This is a genomic window from Streptomyces griseoruber (assembly GCF_001514205.1).
Classification (GTDB): Bacteria; Actinomycetota; Actinomycetes; order Streptomycetales; family Streptomycetaceae; genus Streptomyces; species Streptomyces griseoruber.
In genome coordinates this window covers 228,611-252,072 of record NZ_KQ948770.1, presented here as the reverse complement: position 1 = coordinate 252,072, position 23,462 = coordinate 228,611, and the positions used below count along the sequence as shown (strand labels likewise).

19 protein-coding genes, 1 tRNA gene and 3 pseudogenes are annotated in these 23,462 nt (G+C 68.1%); 11 read left to right on the top strand and 12 right to left on the bottom strand.

Annotated features, from left to right (window positions below; translation table 11 throughout):
- Nucleotides 1–313 precede the first annotated feature (313 nt).
- The 3 genes and pseudogenes from AQJ64_RS46220 to AQJ64_RS51010 form a co-directional block, all read right to left on the bottom strand.
- Complete coding sequence (locus AQJ64_RS46220) at nt 314–1,306, bottom strand: hypothetical protein (protein ID WP_079061834.1); 993 nt, start codon at nt 1,304–1,306, stop codon at nt 314–316.
- Between the two features lie 308 nt (nt 1,307–1,614).
- The gene (locus AQJ64_RS21740; protein ID WP_055632110.1) at nt 1,615–2,022 is read right to left on the bottom strand and encodes a hypothetical protein; all 408 of its coding nucleotides are present in this window, start codon (nt 2,020–2,022) and stop codon (nt 1,615–1,617) included.
- Nucleotides 2,023–2,564: 542 nt separating this feature from the next.
- Nucleotides 2,565–2,735 (bottom strand): annotated as a pseudogene (locus tag AQJ64_RS51010) (ATP-binding protein); the annotation flags it as partial.
- Here AQJ64_RS51010 and AQJ64_RS46210 point away from each other — a divergent pair.
- The 3 genes and pseudogenes from AQJ64_RS46210 to AQJ64_RS21730 all read left to right on the top strand — a co-directional run.
- Nucleotides 2,679–2,849: pseudogene (locus AQJ64_RS46210) on the top strand (replication initiator); the annotation flags it as partial. The pseudogenes AQJ64_RS51010 and AQJ64_RS46210 sit on opposite strands and share 57 nt — an antisense overlap.
- 96 nt (nt 2,850–2,945) lie before the next feature.
- Nucleotides 2,946–3,131: pseudogene (locus AQJ64_RS21735) on the top strand (helix-turn-helix domain-containing protein); the annotation flags it as partial.
- Nucleotides 3,131–4,048, top strand: coding sequence for a tyrosine-type recombinase/integrase (locus tag AQJ64_RS21730; RefSeq protein WP_055632112.1), 918 nt, complete (start codon nt 3,131–3,133; stop codon nt 4,046–4,048). The pseudogene AQJ64_RS21735 and the gene AQJ64_RS21730, both read left to right, overlap by 1 nt.
- Before the next feature lie 17 nt (nt 4,049–4,065).
- Here the strand turns inward: AQJ64_RS21730 and AQJ64_RS21725 are convergent.
- The 9 genes from AQJ64_RS21725 to dnaA form a co-directional block, all read right to left on the bottom strand.
- A tRNA-Ile gene (locus AQJ64_RS21725) sits at nt 4,066–4,142 on the bottom strand.
- Nucleotides 4,143–4,254: 112 nt separating this feature from the next.
- Complete coding sequence (locus AQJ64_RS21720) at nt 4,255–5,031, bottom strand: DUF3566 domain-containing protein (protein ID WP_055632113.1); 777 nt, start codon at nt 5,029–5,031, stop codon at nt 4,255–4,257.
- 19 nt (nt 5,032–5,050) lie between these two features.
- On the bottom strand, nt 5,051–7,645 hold the full coding sequence (gyrA, locus tag AQJ64_RS21715; protein WP_055632114.1) for a DNA gyrase subunit A: 2,595 nt from the start codon (nt 7,643–7,645) through the stop codon (nt 5,051–5,053).
- A 42-nt stretch (nt 7,646–7,687) separates the two neighbouring features.
- Nucleotides 7,688–9,751, bottom strand: coding sequence for a DNA topoisomerase (ATP-hydrolyzing) subunit B (gyrB, locus tag AQJ64_RS21710; protein WP_055632115.1), 2,064 nt, complete (start codon nt 9,749–9,751; stop codon nt 7,688–7,690).
- Between the two features lie 481 nt (nt 9,752–10,232).
- Nucleotides 10,233–10,763 carry a DciA family protein gene (locus tag AQJ64_RS21705; RefSeq protein ID WP_055632116.1) on the bottom strand — a complete coding sequence of 177 codons (531 nt, stop codon included), beginning with the start codon at nt 10,761–10,763 and terminating at the stop codon, nt 10,233–10,235.
- Entirely contained in the window at nt 10,760–11,881 is a 1,122-nt protein-coding gene (gene recF, locus AQJ64_RS21700) for a DNA replication/repair protein RecF (protein WP_055632117.1), read from the bottom strand. The genes AQJ64_RS21705 and recF overlap by 4 nt, the downstream gene beginning before the upstream one ends.
- A 36-nt stretch (nt 11,882–11,917) precedes the next feature.
- On the bottom strand, nt 11,918–12,793 hold the full coding sequence (gene gnd, locus AQJ64_RS21695; RefSeq protein WP_059202882.1) for a phosphogluconate dehydrogenase (NAD(+)-dependent, decarboxylating): 876 nt from the start codon (nt 12,791–12,793) through the stop codon (nt 11,918–11,920).
- A 190-nt stretch (nt 12,794–12,983) separates the two neighbouring features.
- On the bottom strand, nt 12,984–14,114 hold the full coding sequence (gene dnaN, locus AQJ64_RS21690; RefSeq protein WP_055632119.1) for a DNA polymerase III subunit beta: 1,131 nt from the start codon (nt 14,112–14,114) through the stop codon (nt 12,984–12,986).
- A gap of 912 nt (nt 14,115–15,026) precedes the next feature.
- Nucleotides 15,027–16,973, bottom strand: a complete 1,947-nt coding sequence (gene dnaA, locus AQJ64_RS21685) for a chromosomal replication initiator protein DnaA (RefSeq protein WP_079061830.1) — start codon at nt 16,971–16,973, stop codon at nt 15,027–15,029.
- Nucleotides 16,974–17,391: 418 nt separating this feature from the next.
- Between dnaA and rpmH the strand changes: the two genes are divergently transcribed.
- The 8 genes from rpmH (at nt 17,392) to AQJ64_RS21645 (ending at nt 23,315) form a co-directional block, all read left to right on the top strand.
- Entirely contained in the window at nt 17,392–17,529 is a 138-nt protein-coding gene (gene rpmH / locus AQJ64_RS21680) for a 50S ribosomal protein L34 (protein WP_003956500.1), read from the top strand.
- Nucleotides 17,530–17,550: 21 nt separating this feature from the next.
- Complete coding sequence (rnpA, locus tag AQJ64_RS46200; RefSeq protein ID WP_079061828.1) at nt 17,551–17,922, top strand: ribonuclease P protein component; 372 nt, start codon at nt 17,551–17,553, stop codon at nt 17,920–17,922.
- The gene (gene yidD / locus AQJ64_RS21670; protein ID WP_055632122.1) at nt 17,919–18,272 is read left to right on the top strand and encodes a membrane protein insertion efficiency factor YidD; all 354 of its coding nucleotides are present in this window, start codon (nt 17,919–17,921) and stop codon (nt 18,270–18,272) included. Before rnpA ends, yidD begins: the two co-directional genes overlap by 4 nt.
- 3 nt (nt 18,273–18,275) lie before the next feature.
- On the top strand, nt 18,276–19,547 hold the full coding sequence (gene yidC / locus AQJ64_RS21665; RefSeq protein WP_055632123.1) for a membrane protein insertase YidC: 1,272 nt from the start codon (nt 18,276–18,278) through the stop codon (nt 19,545–19,547).
- Between the two features lie 15 nt (nt 19,548–19,562).
- Nucleotides 19,563–20,072 (top strand): Jag family protein, encoded by a 510-nt coding sequence (locus AQJ64_RS21660; RefSeq protein ID WP_055632124.1) that lies wholly within the window; start codon nt 19,563–19,565, stop codon nt 20,070–20,072.
- A gap of 120 nt (nt 20,073–20,192) precedes the next feature.
- The gene (rsmG, locus tag AQJ64_RS21655) at nt 20,193–20,909 is read left to right on the top strand and encodes a 16S rRNA (guanine(527)-N(7))-methyltransferase RsmG (protein ID WP_055632125.1); all 717 of its coding nucleotides are present in this window, start codon (nt 20,193–20,195) and stop codon (nt 20,907–20,909) included.
- A gap of 241 nt (nt 20,910–21,150) precedes the next feature.
- Entirely contained in the window at nt 21,151–22,224 is a 1,074-nt protein-coding gene (locus tag AQJ64_RS21650; RefSeq protein WP_079061860.1) for an AAA family ATPase, read from the top strand.
- Nucleotides 22,221–23,315: a ParB/RepB/Spo0J family partition protein gene (locus tag AQJ64_RS21645; protein ID WP_055632127.1), complete on the top strand. Its 1,095-nt coding sequence runs from the start codon at nt 22,221–22,223 to the stop codon at nt 23,313–23,315. The genes AQJ64_RS21650 and AQJ64_RS21645 overlap by 4 nt, the downstream gene beginning before the upstream one ends.
- Nucleotides 23,316–23,462: the final 147 nt, after the last annotated feature.

The following is a 23,462-nucleotide window of genomic DNA, read 5'->3' as shown; positions in this document are numbered from 1 at the left end:
GACGGCTCCGAAGCGGAGGCAACGGACCGTGATCGGCTACACCACGAAGCGGGACACAACCCATCAGAACGGATCCGGGGCCCGTCGGTACCTCAGCCGACGACAGTCAGCCACGACGACGGGTGCGCCGACAGAAGCGCGGTGGTGAGTCCTTGAGCGATGACCGCTTCTTCCCGAAGCGACTTGGGTGGCGGCGCTGCCTTGGGGTGGTACACCTCTGAGCTGCTGCGATGGTCCACAGGCGTGCACGGTTGTTCGTCGGCGTTGTCACGCAGTTAGACACTCAACGCTGACACGCTGACATCATGATGTGTCAGTACGTGAAGGCGAGACCGTGGGTTGCAGCGATCTGTCCCGAGGCGTACCCCGCATGGAGGTTGAGCGGATTACCGTCGACGTTCTTCACCTTGAGAGAAGCGCGTATCTGGGTGCACCCGCCGAGTTGAGACTTGGCGAGGTGGAGGACGTTTGTTGCGGTCTGGTGATGCTTGGCAGTTGAGATGTTCCACTTCGCCACAGCCCCATTGATCGGGTTACCGCACTTGGTTCCATCGGGGTTTTGCGGCTGGGCTTCGATCCAGGTTTCGGCCTGCGTCCCGGTATAGGCCGTCGACCCGCCCGCACAGATAGTGGAGCCTGGGACGCAGGTTGTCAGCGCCGCGTCCTGTACGACGGTGATGTTGTCGCCGCCGCCGGACGTGTAGGTGTATCCCAGCGTGGTCTGCGTCGAGCCGCGTGCGATCACAGCAGTGCTCGCGGCGGGCAGCGTCCAGCGTGCTGTTGATGCATAAACTCCCCGGGCCAGTTCCGCACCGGCCGAGACCTGCATCGTCACACTGCGCCCATTCTGGATGACCGTTGAGTAACTGGTCACTGAAAGGCGGCAGTTGTACGTTCCGGCAGCAGGCGCAGTGAACATCCAGCGCAGGGCAGGGGAGATCGACTTTTCTCCGGGCGGCACCAGATTCGTGGCCCAATACCCGCCGGCCTCCGCATCAGCAGGAAGCGCTCCGCCATCGGCGTAGTTACACCTCACCGCCACCGTGGAACCGATGTTGTCCCCGCTACCCAGAGGGGTCACGCTTGCCACCGACAGATTACGCGACCACAGATATGACTTCTCACCCTCTGCAGCGGTGAACAACACCTCGGTTCCCGGGATATCCCGATACGACGACGCAGTCCGCGTTACCTCGTACTCGAAGCTCGACGAAGCCGCCGAAGCCGCTGTTGCAAGCGCGGGCACACCTCCGCCGACCAATAGCAGCGATACAGCCACCATCGAACGGATCCGCTTCGGCACCATTTTGTCCCTGTATTAGTTGGTCAGCTTGCCGACTGTCGGAGCAGTCAGCCATGAGATCAGCGTGGGCGCGCCCGGATCAGACATAGACCGCATCGCGGTCCTGGCTGGGATGGATCGGGCCGATACGTTCGCACTGCGGGATGAAGGCATCTCGGCGACGCTGACCATGAAAAATCGCCAGCACAGATGGACTGGTCGTGGACAAAGTGGCCCTCCCCTTGTCCACGACCACTTCCCGTACGGCGAGACGGTGTTCTACTTGCCCAGATGGCGAGGCAGAGTCCTGCCGTCACGGACTACGTCTACGTTCAGGCTTGGGACCAGTAAGGGCTTCGGCCGCCAGTGCACACGAGCACGGCATCGGAGAAATTGCCGCTCGTGTTGCTGCTGAAGCTGCCCGCACTGATCGTGCCGTCGGCCACCCACTCCAGGTTTACATTGCTGGTATGCCAAAGCACAGCCTTGACCGAGAGGTTATTGCGATAGGACAAGATTCCGTCGCCATCGATCAGGTTGTAGAAGGCGAGCTGGAAGCACTCGCTGGTCTTTACCGTCCGCAGCCCCATGTTGTTGAAACCGGTGGAGGCGTACAGACACAGGTTGTCCGCCGGGCAGGCCTGTGCAGCCGAAGCCGGTGTCGCGGTAGCCACGGTGCCCCCCGCCGCCAGTGCCACGGAAGCCAGCAAGGCAGCAGAACTCTTTCGCCAGAACCCCATCGAGAAACGCCCCTCCCCTTAATGATCACGATGTGACTGGCGAAGACTAACAGCCGATAAGTAGCTCTACCAGTGCGTTTCTGGCCTGACGGTTCGCCATTCACGGTTCGTGAAGCGCTCGAGTGCTCCACGGCTCGGCGATGGGATCACATGGGGCGAATAGGTTCAAATTTCCGGTCTTCTCTGTGGCTTTCGGCCTCTCGCCGTCAATTGGGCAGTTCTGACCTGACCGTCGAAAGTCAGCCACGATGGCGGGTGCGCCGAACAAATGCCCGCCAAGGGTGTCTCCAGCAACCCCGCACGGACCTCAGCCACGCTTTGGTGATTACGTCACGGTCCGCCCCTGACCTGAAACCGGTGGACAGGGGGAGTTCGCCGCCTTGACGGTGTGCGAGCGGCAGGAAGAGCACCGGTTGCACCGTCCACCTGATGCGCGTGCTGGCGTGGATGACGAACACGGTCCAGGGCTCGCGCCCCTCCACAGCACCGCACCCGTCGTAGGACCCGAAGAGTGCCGGCGCCTGCCGCCTGTCCAGGTCCTGTGTCCAGAGCTCCGCGGTGACCGTGTGGCCGGCCGCGCTGTCGTGGACGACGACCCGATGGGCGATCGTGCTGACCATGCCGAGTCCGCGGCCACCTTCGGCGTCCTGGTCCTGGTGCTCGACCTTGGGGGCCGTGCCCGTGCCTCCGTCGTCCGTCACCGATACGGCCACCTCTCCACCAAGTCCCGCCGCTACTCCACCACCCTCGGCGCCCTCCGCACCGCCCGCGCCGAATGGCAACGCGCCCAGACAGGAGCCACCACGCCCGAAACGACGTACGTCCTCGCCCACTGGGCCTTCGCCGGCACCGGCCTCTCCGACGCCGAAGCCTGGCTCTCCGCCAGCCTCCACAGCGACGCGCAGCCCACGACCACCCAAGCCACCACCGCCGTCCCTGAACTGCTCACCGTCCCGGAGGTCATGACCCGGCTCAAGGTCGGCCGCACCAAGGTCTATGACCTCATCCGCACCCGCCGCCTGGTCTCCATCAAGGTCGACGGCTGCCGACGTATCCCGGACGACGCGGTATGCGACTTCGTTCGCCACCAGATGGGAGAGGCCGCCTGATGGCGAAGAGACGCCCCAACGGCGGGGGAACCATCACCAAGCGCAAGGACGGCCGCTACATGGGCCGCGCGTACGTCACCGACACCGACGGCAACCGCGTCCGCAAGACCGTCTACGGCGCCACGTGGGACGAGACGAACGAGAAGCCGCTCACCACCAAGCTGACGCCCGCGCAGCTCCGCGCCCTCATGGCCACGCTGAGGCGGGAGGAGGTAGGCGCGGCCACCCGCTTCGAGGTGCTGCGGGTCCTCCGGAACGCCCTCAACCGGGCCATGCGCGAAGAGCTGCTCACGCGCAATGTCGCGCTCCTGGTCGACATGCCCAAGGTCAACAAGGACAAGGGCACGGCGTGGAGCGCACGGGAAGCGATCACGTTCCTCCGCTCGACCCGCGCGCACCGCCTCTACGCGGCCTGCGTCCCGGTGCTCGTCCTCGGCCTCCGCCGAAGTGAGGTCCTGGGCCTGGTCCTCAAGGACCTCAAGACGGAGTCCTCACAGGCCGTGCTGCCGATACCAGAGTTCTGCGCCCGCGTCCTGGAGGAGCGCCGGGAGCTCCAGGAGCTGGAGCAGAAGATCGCCGGTCAGCACTGGTCTCAGCCAGAAGGCCATGACCTGATCTTCTCCTCCGAGCACGGCGGCATGATCGACCCCACCGGCTTCTCCCGGTCCTTCGACCGCCTCGTGAAGCGGGCCGGCGTCCGCCGCATCACGGTCCGGCTCGCCCGGCACACCTGCGGGACGCTCCTGGCCTTCCTGAAGGTGCGTCCCAAGGTCGCTCAGGCGGTCCTCCGCCACAGCCAGATCAGCATGACCTTGGACGTGTACACACACGTCGCTCATCGGCTGACCGCAGCCGTTCGCCACTGGTCACCCTCGTTGGTGTCAACCATGGGTGTCAAAAGACCCCCGGATCGATGATCCGGGGGTCTTCTGGCTGGTGGGGCTAACAGGATTTGAACCTGTGGCCTCATCCTTATCAGGGATGCGCTCTAACCAACTGAGCTATAGCCCCGCCGCGCTCTGCGGTGTGTGTCCCGCGCGCTGACTCCTGAAGATTAGCGCACGACGTGGGCAGTCCCAAAATCGGTTGTCGGGGGACCGCCCACGACCGGTTCAGCAGGAGTTCACTCGTCCTCGGCGAGCGTCAGCTCCACTCCGCCGACGAAGCCGGCGGAGATGTTGTAGATGAACGCGCCGAGCGTCGCGAGGGCCGTCGCCAGGACGACATCGATGACCGCGATGATCGCCGTGAACGTCAGGACGTGGGGGAGGGACAGGAAGGACTGCAGGTCGAAGCCGTTGGACTCGTTGGAACCGGTGGCCTCGGAGATGGTGCCGCCGACCGTCGAGAAGACGCCCATCGCGTCCATGACCATCCACAGCACCGCCGCCGCGACGATCGTGCAGATGCCCAGCGCGATCGACAGCAGGAAGCTGACCTTCATCACCGACCACGGGTCGACCTTGGCGACCCGCAGCCGCGCCTTGCGCACCCGCGGCACGGTGCGCGCGCCGGCGCCGGTGCGCGGACGTCGTACCGTGCCCGGCGGCGTCGCCTGGGTCGGGTAGGCCTGCGGCGGGTGGTACGGCGCCGCGGCAGGCTGCTGGGCCTGCCGGTCGCCGGGCAGCGGTGAGGCCGGCTGCTGGGCCTGCGGACCTCGGGTGTCCGTCACGGTTCCCCCCTGGGATCCCTGCGATCCTTGCGTGTCGGGCGAGGAGGAGGGGGCGTCGGCGGCGGCCGGCTTGATCGCCTTCAGCTGGGTCGTGTGCGTGTCCTGCTCACGTCCCTCCGCACCCCGCGCGCCGGTCGTGCGCGCGTCCCCCTCCGGCGCGGCGGAGCCACGACCGCCGCCGTTCTTGTCCGTGCCGGCAGACGTACCGGCGCCCGTGGCTCCGCTCACGATGACTCACTCCTCGTGCCTACTCGGCCGAGGGCGCCTCACCCTCGTCCGTGCCGCTGGCCGCGGCTCCCTCGGCGGTCTCGTCCACGGCCACGTCGCCGTCGACCTCCTCCGCCTCGCGCCCCGCCTCGGCGTTACGTGCGATACCGACCACGGCATCGCGCTTGCCCAGGTTGATCAGTTGGACGCCCATGGTGTCACGGCCCGTCTCCCTGACCTCGTTGACTCGCGTACGAATCACACCACCCGACAACGTGATGGCGAGGATCTCGTCCGTCTCCTCGACCACCAGCGCGCCGACGAGCGAACCGCGGTCCTCCACGATCTTGGCGGCCTTGATACCGAGGCCGCCGCGGCCCTGGACGCGGTACTCGTCGACGCCGGTCCGCTTCGCGTACCCGCCGTCTGTGGCAGTGAACACGAACGTACCGGGTCGAACAACATTCATCGAGAGCAGCTCGTCGCCCTCGCGGAAGCTCATGCCCTTGACACCCGAGGTGGCGCGGCCCATGGGGCGGAGCGTTTCGTCCGTGGCCGTGAAGCGGATCGACTGTGCCTTCTTGCTGATCAGCAGCAGATCGTCGTCCGCCGAAACGAGTTCGGCACCGATCAGTTCGTCGTCGGAACCGTCCTCCGTCTCCCGGAGGTTGATCGCGATGACACCGCCGGAACGGGGCGAATCGTAATCCTTCAGCGGCGTCTTCTTGACCAAGCCGCCCTTGGTGGCCAGCACCAGGTACGGCGCCGCCTCGTAGTCGCGGATGGCGAGGATCTCGGCGATCGCCTCGTCCGGCTGGAAGGCCAGCAGGTTCGCGACGTGCTGACCGCGCGCGTCCCGGCCGGCGTCGGGCAGCTCGTACGCCTTCGCGCGGTACACACGGCCCTTGTTGGTGAAGAACAGCAGCCAGTGGTGCGTGGTGGAGACGAAGAAGTGGTCGACGATGTCGTCTTCCTTCAGCTTCGCGCCGCGCACGCCCTTGCCGCCGCGCTTCTGGGCGCGGTAGTCGTCCGCCTTGGTGCGCTTGACGTAGCCGCCGCGCGTGACGGTGACGACGATGTCCTCCTCGGCGATCAGGTCCTCGATGGACATGTCACCGTCGTAGGGCACCAGCATGGTCTTGCGGTCGTCGCCGTACTTCTCGACGATCGCGGCGAGTTCCTCGCTGACGATGCCGCGCTGGCGGACCGGCGAGGCCAGGATGTCGTTGTACTCCCGGATCTTCGCCTGGAGTTCGTCGTGCTCCTGGATGATCTTCCGGCGCTCCAGGGCGGCCAGTCGGCGCAGCTGCATCTCGAGGATGGCGTTCGCCTGGATCTCGTCGATCTCCAGGAGCTCCATCAGGCCCGTGCGCGCGATGTCGACGGTGTCGCTGCGCCGGATCAGCGCGATGACCTCGTCGATGGCGTCCAGGGCCTTCAGCAGGCCGCGCAGGATGTGCGCGCGCTCCTCCGCCTTGCGCAGACGGAAGCGCGTACGGCGGACGACGACCTCGATCTGGTGCGTCACCCAGTGGCGGATGAACGCGTCGAGGGAGAGCGTGCGCGGGACGCCGTCGACCAGGGCCAGCATGTTGGCGCCGAAGTTGGTCTGCAGGTCCGTGTGCTTGTACAGGTTGTTCAGGACGACCTTGGCGACCGCGTCCCGCTTGAGGACGATGACCAGTCGCTGACCGGTGCGGGACGACGTCTCGTCGCGGACGTCCGCGATGCCGCCGATCTTGCCGTCCTTCACCAGGTCGGCGATCTTCTGCGCGAGGTTGTCGGGGTTGACCTGGTAGGGCAGCTCCGTGACCACCAGGCACTGGCGGTTCTGGATCTCCTCGACCTCGACGACCGCCCGCATGGTGATCGAGCCGCGGCCCGTACGGTACGCCTCCTCGATGCCCTTGCGGCCCACCACCAGGGCGCCGGTGGGGAAGTCGGGGCCCTTGATGCGCTCGATGAGGGCGTCCAGCAGCTCCTCGTGCGAGGCGTCCGGGTTCTCCAGGTACCACTGGGCGCCGGCCGCGACCTCGCGCAGGTTGTGCGAGGGGATGTTGGTCGCCATACCGACCGCGATACCCGCCGAGCCGTTGATCAGCAGGTTCGGGAAGCGGGCGGGCAGGACGGTCGGCTCCTGGGAGCGGCCGTCGTAGTTGTCCGTGAAGTCGACGGTCTCCTCGTCGATGTCACGGACCATCTCCATCGACAGCGGCGCCATCTTGCACTCGGTGTAGCGCATGGCGGCCGCCGGGTCGTTGCCCGGGGAGCCGAAGTTGCCGTTGGAGTCGACGAGCGGCATGCGCATCGACCACGGCTGGGCGAGACGGACCAGCGCGTCGTAGATCGAACTGTCGCCGTGCGGGTGGTAGTTGCCCATGACGTCGCCGACCACGCGGGCGCACTTGTAGAAGCCGCGCTCGGGGCGGTAGCCGCCGTCGTACATGGCGTACAGCACGCGGCGGTGGACGGGCTTGAGACCGTCCCGGACGTCGGGCAGCGCACGCGAGACGATGACGGACATCGCGTAGTCGAGGTACGAGCGCTGCATCTCCGTCTCGAGCCCGACGGGCTCGATGCGCATGGCGATGTCGCCGCCCTCTTCAGGGGTGACGGGAGTGTTCTCGTCGGTCATTGCCGGTGGGGATCCTTCCTGGTGCGGTCAGCTGAGACCGACTCAGATGTCGAGGAAGCGGACGTCCTTGGCGTTGCGCTGGATGAAGGCGCGGCGCGCTTCGACGTCCTCGCCCATGAGGACCGAGAACAGGTCGTCGGCCTGGGCGGCGTCGTCGAGGGTGACCTGGCCGAGGACGCGGTGCTCCTGGTCCATGGTGGTCACGCGCAGTTCCTCGGCGTTCATCTCGCCGAGGCCCTTGAAGCGCTGGATCGAGTCCTCGCGCACGCGCTTGCCGCGCTGGCGGCCCATCTCGATCAGCGCGTCGCGCTCCCGGTCGGAGTACGCGTACTCGATGTCGTCCCGGCCCCACTTGATCTTGTAGAGCGGGGGACGGGAGAGGTACACGTGTCCGGCCTCGACCAGCGGCCGCATGAAGCGGAACAGGAAGGTCAGCAGCAGGGTGCTGATGTGCTGGCCGTCGACGTCGGCGTCCGCCATCAGGATGATCTTGTGATAGCGCAGCTTCTCGATGTCGAAGTCCTCGTGCACACCGGTGCCGAAGGCCGAGATCAGCGCCTGGATCTCCTGGTTCTGCAGGATCTTGTCGATCCGCGCCTTCTCCACGTTGAGGATCTTGCCGCGGATCGGGAGGATCGCCTGGTACTGCGGGTTGCGGCCGGACTTGGCCGAGCCGCCGGCGGAGTCGCCCTCGACGATGAAGATCTCGCACTTGGTGGGGTCGTTCGACTGGCAGTCGGAGAGCTTGCCCGGCAGGGAGGCCGACTCCAGCAGACCCTTGCGGCGCGTCAGGTCGCGGGCCTTGCGGGCCGCCACGCGCGCGGTGGCCGCCTGGATGCCCTTGCGGACGATGTCCGCCGCCTCGACCGGGTTGCGGTCCAGCCAGTCCTGGAGGTGCTCGTAGACCGCCTTCTGGACGAAGGTCTTGGCCTCGGTGTTGCCCAGCTTGGTCTTGGTCTGGCCCTCGAACTGCGGCTCGCTCAGCTTGACCGAGATGATCGCGGTCAGACCCTCGCGGATGTCGTCGCCCGTGAGGTTGTCGTCCTTCTCGCGGAGCAGCTTCTTGTCGCGCGCGTACTTGTTGACCAGGTTGGTCAGGGCCGCGCGGAAGCCCTCCTCGTGGGTGCCGCCCTCGTGCGTGTGGATGATGTTGGCGAAGGAGTACACGCCCTCGCTGTAACCGCTGTTCCACTGCATCGCGACTTCGAGGGAGAGGGCGCGGTCCTTGTCCTCGGCCTCGAGGTCGATCACCGTGGGATGCACCAGGTCTCCCTTGCGGGAGTTGAGGTACTTCACGAAGTCGACGATGCCGCCCTCGTAGTGGTACGTGACGCTCTTGACCTCGGACTTCTCGTCGGCGCCCGCCTCGTCCGCACCGGTGACGGCCTTCGCCGACTCACGCTCGTCCGCGAGTTTGATCGTCAAACCCTTGTTGAGGAACGCCATCTCCTGGAAGCGCCGGGAGAGCGTCTCGAACGAGTACTCGGTGGTCTCGAAGATGTCCGGGTCGGCCCAGAAGGTGACCGAGGTGCCGGTCTCCGTGATGGCCTCGTGCTGGGCGAGGGGCGCCGTGGGGACGCCCATCTTGTAGTCCTGGGTCCAGCGGTGGCCGTCGGTCCTCACCTCGACGGCGACCTTCGACGACAGGGCGTTCACGACGGAGACGCCGACGCCGTGCAGACCGCCGGAGACCGCGTAGCCGCCGCCGCCGAACTTGCCGCCCGCGTGCAGCACGGTCAGCACGACCTCGACGGCCGGCTTGCCCTCGGAGGGCACGATGCCGACCGGGATGCCACGGCCGTTGTCGATCACACGGATCCCGCCGTCGGCCAGGATCGTCACGTCGATCGTGTCGGCGTGACCGGCCAGCGCCTCGTCGACGGAGTTGTCCACGACCTCGTACACAAGGTGGTGGAGGCCCCGCTCGCCCGTGGAGCCGATGTACATACCGGGGCGCTTGCGGACCGCGTCCAGGCCCTCGAGGACGGTGATGGCGCTGGCGTCGTACGAGGCGGTGACCTCGCCGTTCACGCCGGCGCCGGTGGACGGGTTGTTCTCGTTGGGGTTGCCGGAATCGGCCACGAAGCGCCCTTTCTGGCACAGCACGAGCCAGGCTCCTCGGCAGGTTGCCGGGGCGGCTGCGGCATGTTGCGTTGGTAAGCCTTGATCAGCGTTGCTCAGCTTGTCCCGGGCGGTCCCCACGTTCGGGGCGGGATTGGCTTCCAGTCTACCGGTAGCACTGACAGTGATGGGGGTTTGCCGGTACCTGAGTCCGGATGTGCCGCCCTCAACCGGTCTCCGACGGGTCCCGATATACGGAAGGGGGCTTCGAGGGGCTCACGGAGGCACTCAGCGCTTCCGGGTGTCAACCCTTGGCTACCGACGGGTCAGGTCGGAAATCGGCCCCGTGTGCGGGCGGTTTGAGCGCTTGTCCACAGGCTGTGGGCGAATGACGGCGACCGACGGCGCACTCCGGCGGGCTTCCGCCGGGCATCCCGCGGACAGACGACGGGCACCTTCCGGACATACGAAAAGACGGCCGGGGCGGTACGCGCGTGCCACCCCGGCCGTCCCCACGTGACACAGATCACCCGTAGGTATCGCCGGGACCGGTCGATCCGGGGGCGCGCAGCGGGCCGTAACGGCGCACGGGGCCGCCGGGACCCTGCACCTTGATCTGTCTGACCCGGCCGTGCCCGAGGTCCTCGTTGAGCCGGGCGACCAGGGTCGGGGCCAGCAGCCGCAGATTCGTCGCCCAGGCCGTGGAGTCGCAGCGCACGACCAGGACCCGCTCGTCCTCGTCGTACCGCTCGGGCACGCAGTGCTTGGCCACGTCCTCGCCGACGATCTCGGGCCAGCGCCCCATCACCCCGCCCACCGCGGCCGGCGCCTCCCAGCCGCGCTCGTTCAGCAGCCGGTTGATCGCCGCGCCGAGCGCCATCGGGTCACGCCCGTCCGCCCGCGCGCCGGAGCGCAGACCGCCCCCGCGCCGCGCCTGCTTCTTCTGCTGCGCGGCGTCCCCACGCGCGCGTGCCTGTTCGCGCGCCGCCCTCAGCGCCACGCGCGCGAGGTCGACGCCGGAGGGCTCGGGGGTCCTGCGGGGCTCCTGCTCGGTCATACGCGTTCCACCGTCCCGTCCGCCACCGCGTACCGCGCCCCGCTCAGCACCCGCGGTACGTCGTCGTCGACCGCCGCGGTCACCAGCACCTGTTCCCCCGGCGCGACCAGCTCGGCCAGCCGCTCCCGGCGGCGCGCGTCCAGCTCGGCGAAGACGTCGTCGAGCACCAGCACCGGCTCGTTGCCCTCGGCCCGCAGCAGGTCGTAGGAGGCCAGCCGCAGTGCGAGCGCGTACGACCAGGACTCGCCGTGCGAGGCGTATCCCTTGGCCGGCAGCTGACCGAGCTTGAGCAGCAGATCGTCCCGGTGCGGACCCACGAGGGTGACACCCCGCTCGATCTCCTGCTTGCGGGCGTCCGCGAGCGCCGCCATGAGCTGCGTGTGGAGATCCTCGCGGGTGTGCGCCTCACCGGGCGCCGACGGCCGGTACTCCAGGGCCAGCGGCCCCCCGCCGGGCGCCAGCTGCTCGTACGCCTTGTCGGCCAGCGGCTGGACGGCCGCGACCAGGTCGAGCCGCTGGGCGAGCAGCTCGGCCCCCACGCGCGCGAGGTGCTGGTCCCACACGTCGAGCGTCGACAGGTCCATGGACCGCCCACCGTGCCGCCGCGCGAGCGCGGCGGACTTCAGCAGGGTGTTGCGCTGCTTGAGGACGCGCTCGTAGTCCGACCGCACACCCGCCATCCGCGGCGACCGCGCGGTGATCAGCTCGTCCAGGAACCGCCGCCGCTCCCCGGGATCCCCCTTGACCAGCGCGAGGTCCTCGGGCGCGAACAGCACGGTCCGTACGATGCCCAGCACGTCCCGGGGTCTGACCTGCGAGGACCGGTTGATGCGGGCGCGGTTGGACTTGCCCGGGTTCAGCTCCAGCTCGACCAGCTGCTGCCGCTCGCCCTGCCGGACCTGCGCCCGGATGATCGCGCGGTCGGCGCCCACGCGGACCAGGGGCGCGTCGGAGGCGACCCGGTGGCTGCCCAGGGTGGCGAGATAGCCGACGGCCTCGACGAGGTTGGTCTTGCCCTGGCCGTTGGGGCCGACGAAGGCGGTGACGCCCGGGTCGAGCGTGACCTCGGCCCGGGCGTAGGAGCGGAAGTCGGCCAGCGACAGATGCGTGACGTGCATGGTCGTTCGCCGACCTCCCCCAGGGTTCTCGGGCCGTTACTTCGTCTCGACCGCGTGGCCGCCGAACTGGTTGCGCAGCGCCGCGATCATCTTCATCTGCGGGGAGTCCTCCTGGCGGGAGGAGAACCGCGCGAACAGCGAGGCCGTGATCGCGGGCAGCGGCACGGCGTTGTCGATGGCGGCCTCGACGGTCCAGCGGCCTTCGCCGGAGTCCTGCGCGAAGCCCTTGAGCCTGTCGAGGTGCTCGTCCTCGTCGAGGGCGTTGACCGCGAGGTCGAGCAGCCAGGACCGGATGACGGTGCCCTCCTGCCAGGAGCGGAAGACCTCGCGCACGTCCGTGACGGAGTCGACCTTCTCCAGCAGCTCCCAGCCCTCGGCGTAGGCCTGCATCATGGCGTACTCGATGCCGTTGTGGACCATCTTGGCGAAGTGGCCGGCGCCGACCTTGCCGGCGTGCACCGAGCCGAAGTCGCCCTCGGGCCTGAGCGCGTCGAACACCGGCCGCACCTTGGCGACGTTCTCCGCGTCGCCGCCGTACATCAGGGCATAGCCGTTCTCCAGGCCCCAGACGCCGCCGGAGACCCCGCAGTCGACGAAGCCGATGCCCTTGGCGGCCAGTTCCCCGGCGTGCTTCTCGTCGTCCGTCCAGCGGGAGTTGCCGCCGTCCACGACGACGTCGCCGGGCTCCAGCAGCTCGGCCAGCTCGTCGATCGTCGACTGGGTGGCGGCACCGGCCGGGACCATCACCCACACCACGCGCGGGCCCTTGAGCTTGCCCACGAGTTCTTCGAGGCTGTGGACGTCGGCGAGGTCCGGGTTGCGGTCGTATCCGACGACGGTGTGGCCCGCGCGGCGGATCCGCTCGCGCATGTTGCCGCCCATCTTGCCGAGGCCGACGAGACCGAGCTCCATCAGTTGTTCCTTAGGTCGCTGTGTGGCGTGTGGGGCACCTTCGTACCCATGTCCGAGCCTAAACCCGGACGGTCACGCACACCTGTGGGCATACGCGCTCAGACGTACCGCCCCACATGCGGGCTCACCAGCGGGTTTGCCCACAGGCCGGGAGTCGGTTCTCCACGGCCTGTGGACAACACCGGGCCGCTCAGCCGCTCAGCCGCACCGGCATGATCAGGTACTTGTAGGCGTCGTCCGCCTCGGCGTCCAGCGCCGGCTTGCCGCTGAGCAGCGCCGGCTTGGTGGACGTCGTGAAGGAGAGCTGGGCGACCGGGGAGTCGATGGCGCTCAGGCCGTCCAGCAGGAAGGTCGGGTTGAAGGCGATCGAGATGTCGTCGCCCTCCAGCTGAGCGTCGACCCTCTCCACAGCCTGTGCGTCGTCGCTGGAGCCGGCCTCCAGGATGAGCACGCCCTGCTCGAAGCTGAGCCGCACCGGGGTGTTGCGCTCGGCGACCAGGGCCACACGCTTGACGGCCTCCACGAAGGGGGCGGTCTCGATCACGGCGACGGAGTTGAACTCGGTCGGGAACAGCGTGCGGTACTTCGGCAGGTCGCCCTCGAGGAGGCGGGTGGTCGTGCGGCGGCCCGCGCCCTCGAAACCGATCAGACCCTCGCCCGAGCCCGAGCCGGAGAGCGCCAGGATGACGCTGTCGCCGCTCGTGAGGGCCTTGGCGGTGTCCAGGAGCGTCTTGGCGGGCACCAGGGCGACCGCGGAGGCGTCCGGGTTCTCCGGCTTCCACAGGAACTCGCGGACCGCGAAGCGGTAGCGGTCGGTGGAGGCGAGGGTGACGGTGTCGCCCTCGATCTCGATGCGCACACCGGTGAGGACGGGGAGCGTGTCGTCCCGCCCGGCGGCGATGGCCACCTGGGCGGCGGCGGAGGCGAAGACCTCACCGGGGACGGTGCCCGTCGCGTTCGGCATCTGGGGCAGCGACGGGTACTCCTCCACGGGCAGGGTGTGGAGGGTGAACCGCGAGGAGCCGCAGAGCACGGTCGCCCGTACACCGTCTGTGGAGATCTCCACCGGCCGGTTGGGCAGGGCGCGGCAGATGTCCGCGAGCAGGCGGCCGGAGACGAGGACCGTGCCCTCCTCCTCGACCTCGGCCTCCACGGACACGCGTGCGGAGACCTCGTAGTCGAAGCTGGAGAGGCTCAGGGCGCCGTCCTCGGCCTTCAGCAGCAGGCCCGCGAGGACAGGCGCCGGCGGGCGGGCCGGGAGACTGCGCGCCGCCCAGGCCACTGCCTCCGCGAGTACGTCGCGTTCCACCCGGATCTTCACTCTTGCCGCCTCCTGCTGTTGCCGGCGCTTCTCGGCCTGCCTGGCTTCGTCGTCTGGTGTCGGTGTGATCGGCCCCGGTGAAGGGAAGGACCACCGGGGACCAGTCTGACGCACCGCACTGACAGTAGGTGCCTCTCGGGGTCAAGTCGTGACGAGGGGCAGCCGGACGCCGGAGAGCGAGTTGTGCACAGGACCCACTTCGAAACGGATTCCGAGCTCTCTCTAGTCGTCAGTAGTAGTAGGGCCTGTGGATACCGTGGATAACCCTGTTTTCGCAGCTCAGAGGCGATTTTTTATCCACTGGCCCTGTGGGCGGAGGCGGTGGACAACCGGGCTCGTCTGTGGAGAACGGAAAGTTCTGCACACTCCGTGCACAGGGAGGGGCGAGTTCTCCCCAGCGTCGTCCCCAGCTTTACCCGTCTTTCCCACAGGCCAACCCGGCAACTTCGTGTGACGCCTTTCACTCGGCCCGGTGAGAGGGCGCGCCAGCTTGCCGAACAGTGGACAGGCATGTGGAGAAACCACTGATCGCTGGGGACAACCGGCCGCGGCCTGTGGGTTGCCGGTGGACAACTTCGTGCACAGCCTGTGGATCATTTTTTTGTCCACAGCCTGTGGACGCCCTTCGTCCACGAATCCACAACCTGTTGACCTGGCCCGATGCTCCTCCCACAGGCTCGCCTGTGGATACAGTCTGGACAACTTCCGGGTCCCCAGGGTGTGGACGGCAAAAAGTCACCGAATCTGTGGAGAGTGGCCGTAACCCGGCCGGGAATCGAACAGCGGATGACGGACCGCCGGGACGCACGGACGTCCCCAGGCCCCTCCGGGGACGCGTCACGGCTCCCCCGCACACGCAGAAGGCGCCCCGGGAGCAGCTCCCGGGGCGCCCTGAGCGGCGTCGTACGGCGGTCAGCCGGCCTTGATGCGGTTGGTCAGCTCGGTCACCTGGTTGTAGATGGAGCGCCGCTCGGCCATCAGATTGCGGATCTTGCGGTCGGCGTGCATGACCGTGGTGTGGTCGCGGCCGCCGAACAGCGCGCCGATCTTCGGCAGCGAGAGGTCCGTCAGCTCGCGGCACAGATACATGGCGATCTGCCGGGCCGTCACCAGCGCCCGCCCGCGCGAGGTTCCGCACAGGTCCTCGACCGTGAGCCCGAAGTAGTCGGCGGTGGCGCTCATGATGGCCGTGGAGGTGATCTCGGGCGCCGAGTCCTCGCCGCCGGGGATCAGGTCCTTCAGGACGATCTCCGTCAGCCCCAGGTCCACCGGCTGCCGGTTGAGCGAGGCGAACGCGGTCACCCGGATCAGCGCGCCCTCCAGTTCACGGATGTTGCGCGAGATCCGTGAGGCGATGAACTCCAGCACCTCCGGCGGGGCGTTGAGCTGCTCCTGCACCGCCTTCTTGCGCAGGATCGCGATCCGCGTCTCCAGCTCGGGCGGCTGGACGTCGGTGATCAGACCCCACTCGAAACGGTTCCGCAGCCGGTCCTCCAGCGTCACCAGCTGCTTGGGCGGCCGGTCGCTGGACAGCACGATCTGCTTGTTCGCGTTGTGGAGCGTGTTGAAGGTGTGGAAGAACTCCTCCTGCGTCGACTCCTTGTCCGCGAGGAACTGGATGTCGTCGACGAGCAGGATGTCCATCTCGCGGTACCGCTTGCGGAAGCTGTCGCCCTTGCCGTCGCGGATGGAGTTGATGAACTCGTTGGTGAACTCCTCCGAGCTGACGTACCGCACGCGCGTGCCGGGATACAGGCTCCGCGCGTAGTGGCCGATCGCGTGCAGCAGGTGCGTCTTGCCGAGCCCCGACTCGCCGTAGATGAACAGGGGGTTGTACGCCTTCGCGGGCGCCTCGGCCACGGCGACCGCGGCCGCGTGCGCGAAGCGGTTGGACGCGCCGATGACGAACGTGTCGAAGAGGTACTTCGGGTTCAGCCGGGCGGTCGGCTCACCGGGTCCGCCCGCCGACGGCGACGGCGCGGCCGGCGCCCCGGGCACCCCGGGGGCGCCCGGCCGCTGCGGCGGTCCGGAACCGGCCGGCGGCTCGGGCAGCTCCCGTCGGCCCGCGTCCCGCTGGTCGTACTCGGGCCGCTTCGGCTCGTAGGGGGCGGCGTCGTAGGGCGGCCGCTCCATCGACTGCGGCCGGTAGTCCTGCGGTGGCTGACCGTAGGAATCCTGGGAGTACGGGGCCGGGGACGGTGACCCGTAGGGGTCCTGGGACGGTGAGGCGTAAGGGTCCCGCTCCGGGAAACCGAGCCGCTGCTGCTGCCAGCCGTAGTCGTCCTGCTGGGGCAGCGGCCAGGCGCCGGGCTCCGGACGCTGGTACTCCGACGGGTAGGCGGGCCGCGCGGTCGGCAGCTGCTCCCCGCGCGGGCCCTCGCCGGAGGGACCCGGGTGCTGCTCGGCCCGGTGCCGGCCGTAGCTCCCGTCGTACGGGCTGTCGTAGGAATTGTCGTACGTGCTGTCGTAGCGGCCCTTGGGCTCGTCGTACGGGCTGTCGTACGGGCCGGACGGGAGCTCGGGCTCCTCGTAGCGCGGCTTCGGCTGCTGGACCGGGGGCGCCGGCGGGGCCGGGGGCTCGCCGACGGAGTCGTCCACGGTGATCGCGATACGGATCGGGCGGCCGCACTCACGGCTCAGCGTCTCACTGACGATCGGGGCCAGCCGGCCCTCCAGTACGCCCTTGGCGAATTCGTTCGGTACGGCGAGCAGGGCCGTGTCGGCGACCAGCGCCAGCGGCTGGCAGCGCCGGATCCAGTGCTCGTCCTTCGCCTCGACACCCTGGCCACGGCCCTCACCGAGGAGCTGCTCCAGTACGCGTGGCCACACTGCGGCAAGATCGGCAGGTACGTCAGCCACAGGGCACGCTCTCTCGTGGGGGGTCCCACGCACGTGTGGTTGCGGGACGGGTCGGGGTGCAGTTCGGCGGGAGCCGAGTACTCCGGGTACTCCGGGTTGCGGAGTGGGGAACCAGGGGTCAAAGGAATGAATCGGAGTCCAGCCACGGTAGTCAGGGCGGCGGGTGCGGTTCAAGTTGTTGTCCCCAGGCTGTGGATAGTGTCTCTCAGTGGCCCCTGGTTTGACCGGATGGCGCAGCCGCGCGTACCGTAACCAGGTCGAGTTGTCGATGGCTGCTGCCGCCTGCCTCCGATGGGCACAGATCGCGTCAGGTGATCGGGAAGCGGTGCACTCGGGCGTAAGCGAGAGCTACTCGTGGGCGCACGGTGACAGCCAGGACGGCACCCGCCACCACCGATTTGATTTCTGGAGCCCCCGAGTGAGCAAGCGCACCTTCCAGCCGAACAACCGTCGTCGCGCCAAGACCCACGGCTTCCGCCTGCGTATGCGTACCCGTGCCGGCCGCGCGATCCTCGCGTCCCGCCGCAGCAAGGGTCGCGCCCGTCTGTCCGCCTGATCCCGGTCAGGTCATGCCGTCGTGCTGCCCACCGAGAACCGGCTGAGGCGGCGCGAGGACTTCGCGACCGCGGTACGACGAGGCCGCCGGGCCGGACGCCCGACGCTCGTCGTCCATCTTCGAAGCGGTGCCACGGACCCGCACGCGCCTGGGGAGAGCGCTCCCCCGACGCGTGCGGGTTTCGTCGTGAGCAAGGCCGTGGGCGGGTCGGTCGTACGCAACAAGGTCAAGCGCAGACTGCGTCATCTGATGCGCGACCGAGTCGTTCTGTTGCCCCCCGGTAGCCTGGTAGTGGTACGGGCGCTGCCCGGTGCGGGCGACGCCGACCACGCACAGCTGGCCCAAGACCTTGATGCCGCCCTACAACGGCTGCTGGGAGGGGGCGCGCGATGAAGTACCCGCTGCTGGCCCTGATCAAGCTCTACCAGTGGACGATCAGTCCACTGCTCGGGCCGGTCTGCAAGTACTACCCGTCGTGCTCCCACTACGGGTACACGGCGATCGACCGGCACGGCGCGATCAAGGGAACGGCACTCACCGCCTGGCGCATCCTGCGGTGCAACCCGTGGTCGCTGGGGGGTGTGGACCATGTCCCGCCGCGGAAGCGCCCGCGGTGGCACGAAATGCTGCGGGACGCCTGGCGTGCACGCAGGGGCGGGACCTCCGCCGCCGAAACGGCCACCGAGGAGAGGGTTTCCTCGAGCCCGGCCGCAGAGACCCCGTCCCATGCCCAAGGAGCATGATTAGTGGACACGATTGCCAGCCTTTTCAGCTTCATCACGACACCCGTCTCCTGGGTCATCGTCCAGTTCCACACGGTGTACGGCAAGATCTTCGGCCCTGACACCGGATGGGCCTGGGGCCTGTCGATCGTGTCTCTGGTGATCCTGATCCGCATCTGCCTGATCCCGCTCTTCGTGAAGCAGATCAAGGCGACCCGGGCCATGCAGACGCTCCAGCCCGAGATGAAGAAGATCCAGGAGCGCTACAAGAACGACAAGCAGCGTCAGTCCGAAGAGATGATGAAGCTGTACAAGGAGACGGGCACCAACCCGCTCTCCTCGTGCCTTCCCATCCTGGCGCAGTCCCCGTTCTTCTTCGCCCTCTACCACGTGCTCAACGGCATCGCGAACGGTGACACCATCGGCGTGATCAACCAGAGCCTGCTGGAGAGCGCGCAGAAGGCGCACATCTTCGGTGCTCCCCTGGCGGCGAAGTTCACCGACAGCGCCTCGGAGGCCCAGGCCCTCGGCGCCTCCCTCACGGACGTCCGGGTCGTCACCGCGATCATGATCGTCCTGATGTCGGCCTCGCAGTTCTTCACCCAGCGCCAGCTGATGACGAAGAACGTCGACACCTCGGTGAAGACGCCGTTCATGCAGCAGCAGAAGATGCTGATGTACGTCTTCCCCGTCATGTTCGCCGTCTTCGGCATCAACTTCCCGGTCGGTGTCCTCGTCTACTGGCTGACCACCAACGTGTGGACCATGGGCCAGCAGATGTACGTGATCCACAACAACCCGACCCCGGGTTCCAAGGCCCAGGCCGCGTACCTGGAGCGGCTGTACAAGCACGTGACGCACGCCGGCAAGACCCGCCGCCGCAGCGAGAAGACCATCATCAAGGCCATCGTCGCCAAGGGCCGCGACCGCAACGAGGCCGAGCGTAAGTTCATCAACGGCCTGACCAAGGCGGGCCTCGCGGCCCAGGCCGACGGCACCGTGGTGAAGAGCGACGCCCAGACCGTCGTGGAGACCGAGGACGGCACCACGACCACGACCGCGACCGCGGCCGCCGCCAAGCGCCAGCAGCCGAGGCGGCAGTCCAAGTCCCAGCGCCAGTCCGGCGGCCCGAAGGCGGCCGGTGAGACGACCTCGCTGAGCAAGTCCGACGAGCCCGAGGACGACAAGCCCTCCGGCGCCGCCCGGCAGTCCGGTACCGGCGGTGGTCGCAGCAAGGCCCAGTCCGGACAGCGCAAGGGCGGCCCGCAGCGCCCCAAGTCCCCGTCCAAGAAGTAAGAAGGAGCCCATCCCGTGACGGAAGGCACCACCTCCGCTGCCGAGGGTGCAGACACCCTGACCCGCCTGGAGCAGGAGGGCGAGATCGCGGCGGACTACCTCGAGGGTCTGCTGGACATCGCCGATCTCGACGGCGACATCGACATGGACGTCGAGGCCGACCGCGCCGCTGTGTCGATCATCAGTGACTCCGGCACCCGTGATCTGCAGAAGCTGGTCGGCCGGGACGGCGAGGTGCTGGAGGCGCTGCAGGAGCTGACGCGCCTGGCCGTGCACCGGGAGACCGGGGACCGCAGCCGGCTGATGCTGGACATCGCCGGTTACCGGGCCAAGAAGCGCGCCGAGCTCTCCGAACTGGGCGCCAAGGCCGCGGCCGACGCCAAGAACAGCGGCGAGCCCGTGAAGCTGAAGCCGATGACGCCCTTCGAGCGCAAGGTCGTCCATGACGCGGTCAAGGCCGCCGGCCTGCGCAGCGAGTCCGAGGGCGAGGAGCCGCAGCGCTTCGTCGTCGTGCTCCCCGACTAGATTCGGTACGTACGTCACCCCCGGCCCCGTCTGTAGCGCAGGCGGGGCCGGTCTTTGTCAGCCTGGTTGTTCTGGTGGTCGGCGCTGGACGCGCCGAAGCGGTACGGAAGGACGGTCCCCGTGACGGAGGCAGCTGAGCTCCCCCCTGCGCCCGAGGTCGCACGCGAGGTATTCGGTGATCGCTTCGCGGATGCGGTCCGGTACGCCGAGCTCCTGGCCGAGGCAGGTGTGCAGCGCGGTCTCATCGGCCCGCGAGAGGTACCACGCCTGTGGGAGCGACACATCCTCAACTGCGCGGTGCTCTCCGAGGTCGTGCCCGAGGGCGTGACCGTGTGCGATGTGGGATCGGGCGCCGGGCTGCCCGGCATCCCCCTGGCGCTGGTGCGCGAGGACCTGAAGATCACTCTTCTGGAGCCGCTGCTGCGCCGTACGAACTTCCTGACCGAGGTGGTCGAACTCCTCGGCCTGGACCATGTCACCGTGGTCCGTGGCCGCGCCGAGGAGGTCATGGGCACCCTTTCGCCCGTCCATGTGGTGACCGCCCGCGCCGTGGCACCCCTCGACCGCCTGGCCACCTGGGGCATCCCGCTGCTGCGCCCCTACGGCGAGATGCTCGCTCTCAAGGGCGACACCGCCGAGGAAGAGCTGAAGAGTGCGGCCACCGCGTTGAGCAAGCTGGGCGCGGTCGGTACCTCGATCCTCCAGGTGGGCGAGGACGTCGTGGATCCGCTCTCCACGGTGGTGCGGGTCGAGGTCGGGGAGAGCCCCGGTGGTGTGCGGTTCGCGGCCAAACGGGCGAAGGCCGCCCGGACGGGGCGGGCCCGCCGCCGACGTTGAGCCGTCGGTGAGGTGAGGTGGCGGCGTACGGAGTGTCGCGTCCGTTCGGCCGTAGGCGCTGGGCATCGTGTTTCACGTGAAACGTCGCTCCCTGCTGCACGGCATCATCGGCCGCGGCCGCGCCGCGGCCGAACCCCGCAAACGAAAGCCCCTCGGTTCACTCGATGCGGGGGTGGAGTTGTCCACAGAGGTGGATTTCTCCACAGAACAACAGGCCTCACTGGTTCGCGACCCCGAAGGCATGGCAGGCTCTGTTCATTGCGAGCTTGAAGTCGAGGAGAGTGAATCCTTGCGGTCCGACGCCAACATCGCGGGACCGATGGCCGATCCGGTCCCCGGTCCCCGTACCGAGTCCTTGGGGGAGGATGTTTCACGTGAAACACCGCCCCCGATGGACGACACTCCGATCGGTCGTGCTGCCCAACTGGCGGTGGAAGCACTGGGCCGCGCCGGCGAGGGTCTGCCACGTCCGGAGCAGACCCGGATCATCGTGGTCGCCAACCAGAAGGGCGGTGTCGGCAAGACCACCACGACGGTGAACCTTGCCGCCTCCCTGGCCCTGCACGGCGGCCGTGTCCTCGTCGTCGACCTCGACCCGCAGGGCAACGCGTCCACGGCCCTGGGGATCGATCATCACGCCGAGGTCCCGTCCATCTATGACGTGTTGGTCGAGAGCCGCCCGCTCGCGGAAGTCGTCCAGCCGGTTCCCGATGTCGAAGGCCTCTTCTGCGCCCCCGCCACGATCGATCTCGCCGGTGCGGAGATCGAGCTGGTGTCGCTGGTGGCACGAGAGAGCCGACTGCAGCGCGCCATCCAGGCCTATGAGCAGCCGCTGGATTACGTCCTCATCGACTGCCCGCCCTCGCTCGGCCTGCTGACGGTCAACGCGATGGTGGCGGGCGCGGAGGTCCTGATCCCGATCCAGTGCGAGTACTACGCACTGGAGGGACTGGGCCAGCTGCTGCGCAACGTCGATCTGGTGCGGGGGCACCTCAACCCCGCCCTGCATGTGTCGACCATCCTGCTCACCATGTACGACGGCCGGACGCGCCTGGCGTCCCAGGTCGCCGACGAGGTGCGCACCCACTTCGGTGACGAGGTGCTGCGGACGAGCATTCCTCGCTCGGTCCGTATCTCCGAGGCGCCGAGCTATGGGCAGACGGTGTTGACCTACGATCCAGGATCGAGCGGCGCCCTCTCCTATCTTGAGGCGGCCCGAGAGATCGCGCTGAGGGGTGTAGGTATCAGCTATGACGCCACCCACGCCCATATCGGCGCTCAGAACAGTCCAAGCATGGTGGAGGGGATCCAGTGAATGAGCGACGGAGGGGGTTGGGCCGTGGTCTCGCCGCACTGATCCCTGCCGCCCCCACGGAGAAGACGCCGGCGCAGACCGCGGTGTCCGGCTCGACGGCCCCGGTGGCCGTCCCGGGCCTGAACGACCGAGGGGTGGCCGCGGCGAAGGTGGCCACACTGCCGGCTGTTTCACGTGAAACAGAGGAGCCGTCGGCCTATGACGTCGTGGAGACGCCCGGGCCGCCCATCGGGGCGTACTTCGCGGAGATCCCCCTCGATGCGATCACGCCGAACCCGCAGCAGCCGCGTGTGGTCTTCGACGAGTACGCGCTGGAAGAACTCGTCATCTCCATCAAGGAGGTCGGTCTCCTCCAGCCGGTCGTCGTACGGCAGCTGGGCCCCGGGCGCTATGAGCTCATCATGGGTGAGCGCCGCTGGCGGGCCTGCCGTGAGGCGGGGCTGGAGGCGATCCCGGCGATCGTGCGGGCCACGGACGACGAGAAGCTTCTGCTGGACGCGCTCCTGGAGAACCTTCACCGGGCGCAGCTGAACCCGCTGGAAGAGGCAGCTGCCTACGATCAGTTGCTGAAGGACTTCAACTGCACGCACGACCAGCTGGCGGACCGGATCGGCCGGTCCCGTCCGCAGGTCTCCAACACGCTGCGTCTGCTGAAGCTCTCGCCGGCGGTCCAGAACCGGGTGGCGGCGGGTGTGCTGTCCGCCGGTCACGCTCGTGCACTGCTCTCCGTGGAGGACGCGGAGGAGCAGGAGCGGCTGGCCCATCGCATCGTGGCCGAGGGACTCTCGGTGCGGAACGTCGAAGAGATCGTGACCCTCATGGGCTCCCGGCCGCAGACGGCCCAGCGTGCCCGGAAGCCACGTGCCGGTGCTCTGGTCTCTCCGGCGCTGTCCGAGCTCGCCACCCGGCTCTCGGACCGCTTCGAGACCCGGGTGAAGGTCGACCTGGGGCAGAAGAAGGGCAAGATCACCGTCGAGTTCGCCTCGGTGGAGGACCTGGAGCGGATCCTCGGCACGCTGGCCCCGGGCGAGGGCTTCGCCCTACAGAAGGGGCTCGAAGAGGAGAGCGACTCCGAGGAAGCGGACGACTGAGTCGCAGGCCGCCGCCCTGAGTCCCCGTCACAGGACGGCCCCGTGAGTGCCTGAGCGAGCCGTGTCCGGTGTGTCCGGAACACGGCTCGCTCTTTGCGTTCAGTCGGTATCGACGGGAATCGCATCGTGGATACGATGCGAGGGGGT

What these genes read in the sequence shown, in the direction of transcription:
- AQJ64_RS21730 (WP_055632112.1), top strand. Translation starts at nt 3,131, where the DNA reads ATGGCGAAGAGACGCCCCAACGGCGGGGGAACCATCACCAAGCGCAAG.
- gyrA (WP_055632114.1), bottom strand. Translation starts at nt 7,645, where the DNA reads ATGACCGACGAGAACACTCCCGTCACCCCTGAAGAGGGCGGCGACATC.
- yidD (WP_055632122.1), top strand. Translation starts at nt 17,919, where the DNA reads ATGAAGTACCCGCTGCTGGCCCTGATCAAGCTCTACCAGTGGACGATC.
- AQJ64_RS21650 (WP_079061860.1), top strand. Translation starts at nt 21,151, where the DNA reads ATGGCAGGCTCTGTTCATTGCGAGCTTGAAGTCGAGGAGAGTGAATCC.
- gnd (WP_059202882.1), bottom strand. Translation starts at nt 12,793, where the DNA reads ATGGAGCTCGGTCTCGTCGGCCTCGGCAAGATGGGCGGCAACATGCGC.
- AQJ64_RS21740 (WP_055632110.1), bottom strand. Translation starts at nt 2,022, where the DNA reads ATGGGGTTCTGGCGAAAGAGTTCTGCTGCCTTGCTGGCTTCCGTGGCA.
- AQJ64_RS46220 (WP_079061834.1), bottom strand. Translation starts at nt 1,306, where the DNA reads ATGGTGCCGAAGCGGATCCGTTCGATGGTGGCTGTATCGCTGCTATTG.
- AQJ64_RS21705 (WP_055632116.1), bottom strand. Translation starts at nt 10,763, where the DNA reads ATGACCGAGCAGGAGCCCCGCAGGACCCCCGAGCCCTCCGGCGTCGAC.
- recF (WP_055632117.1), bottom strand. Translation starts at nt 11,881, where the DNA reads ATGCACGTCACGCATCTGTCGCTGGCCGACTTCCGCTCCTACGCCCGG.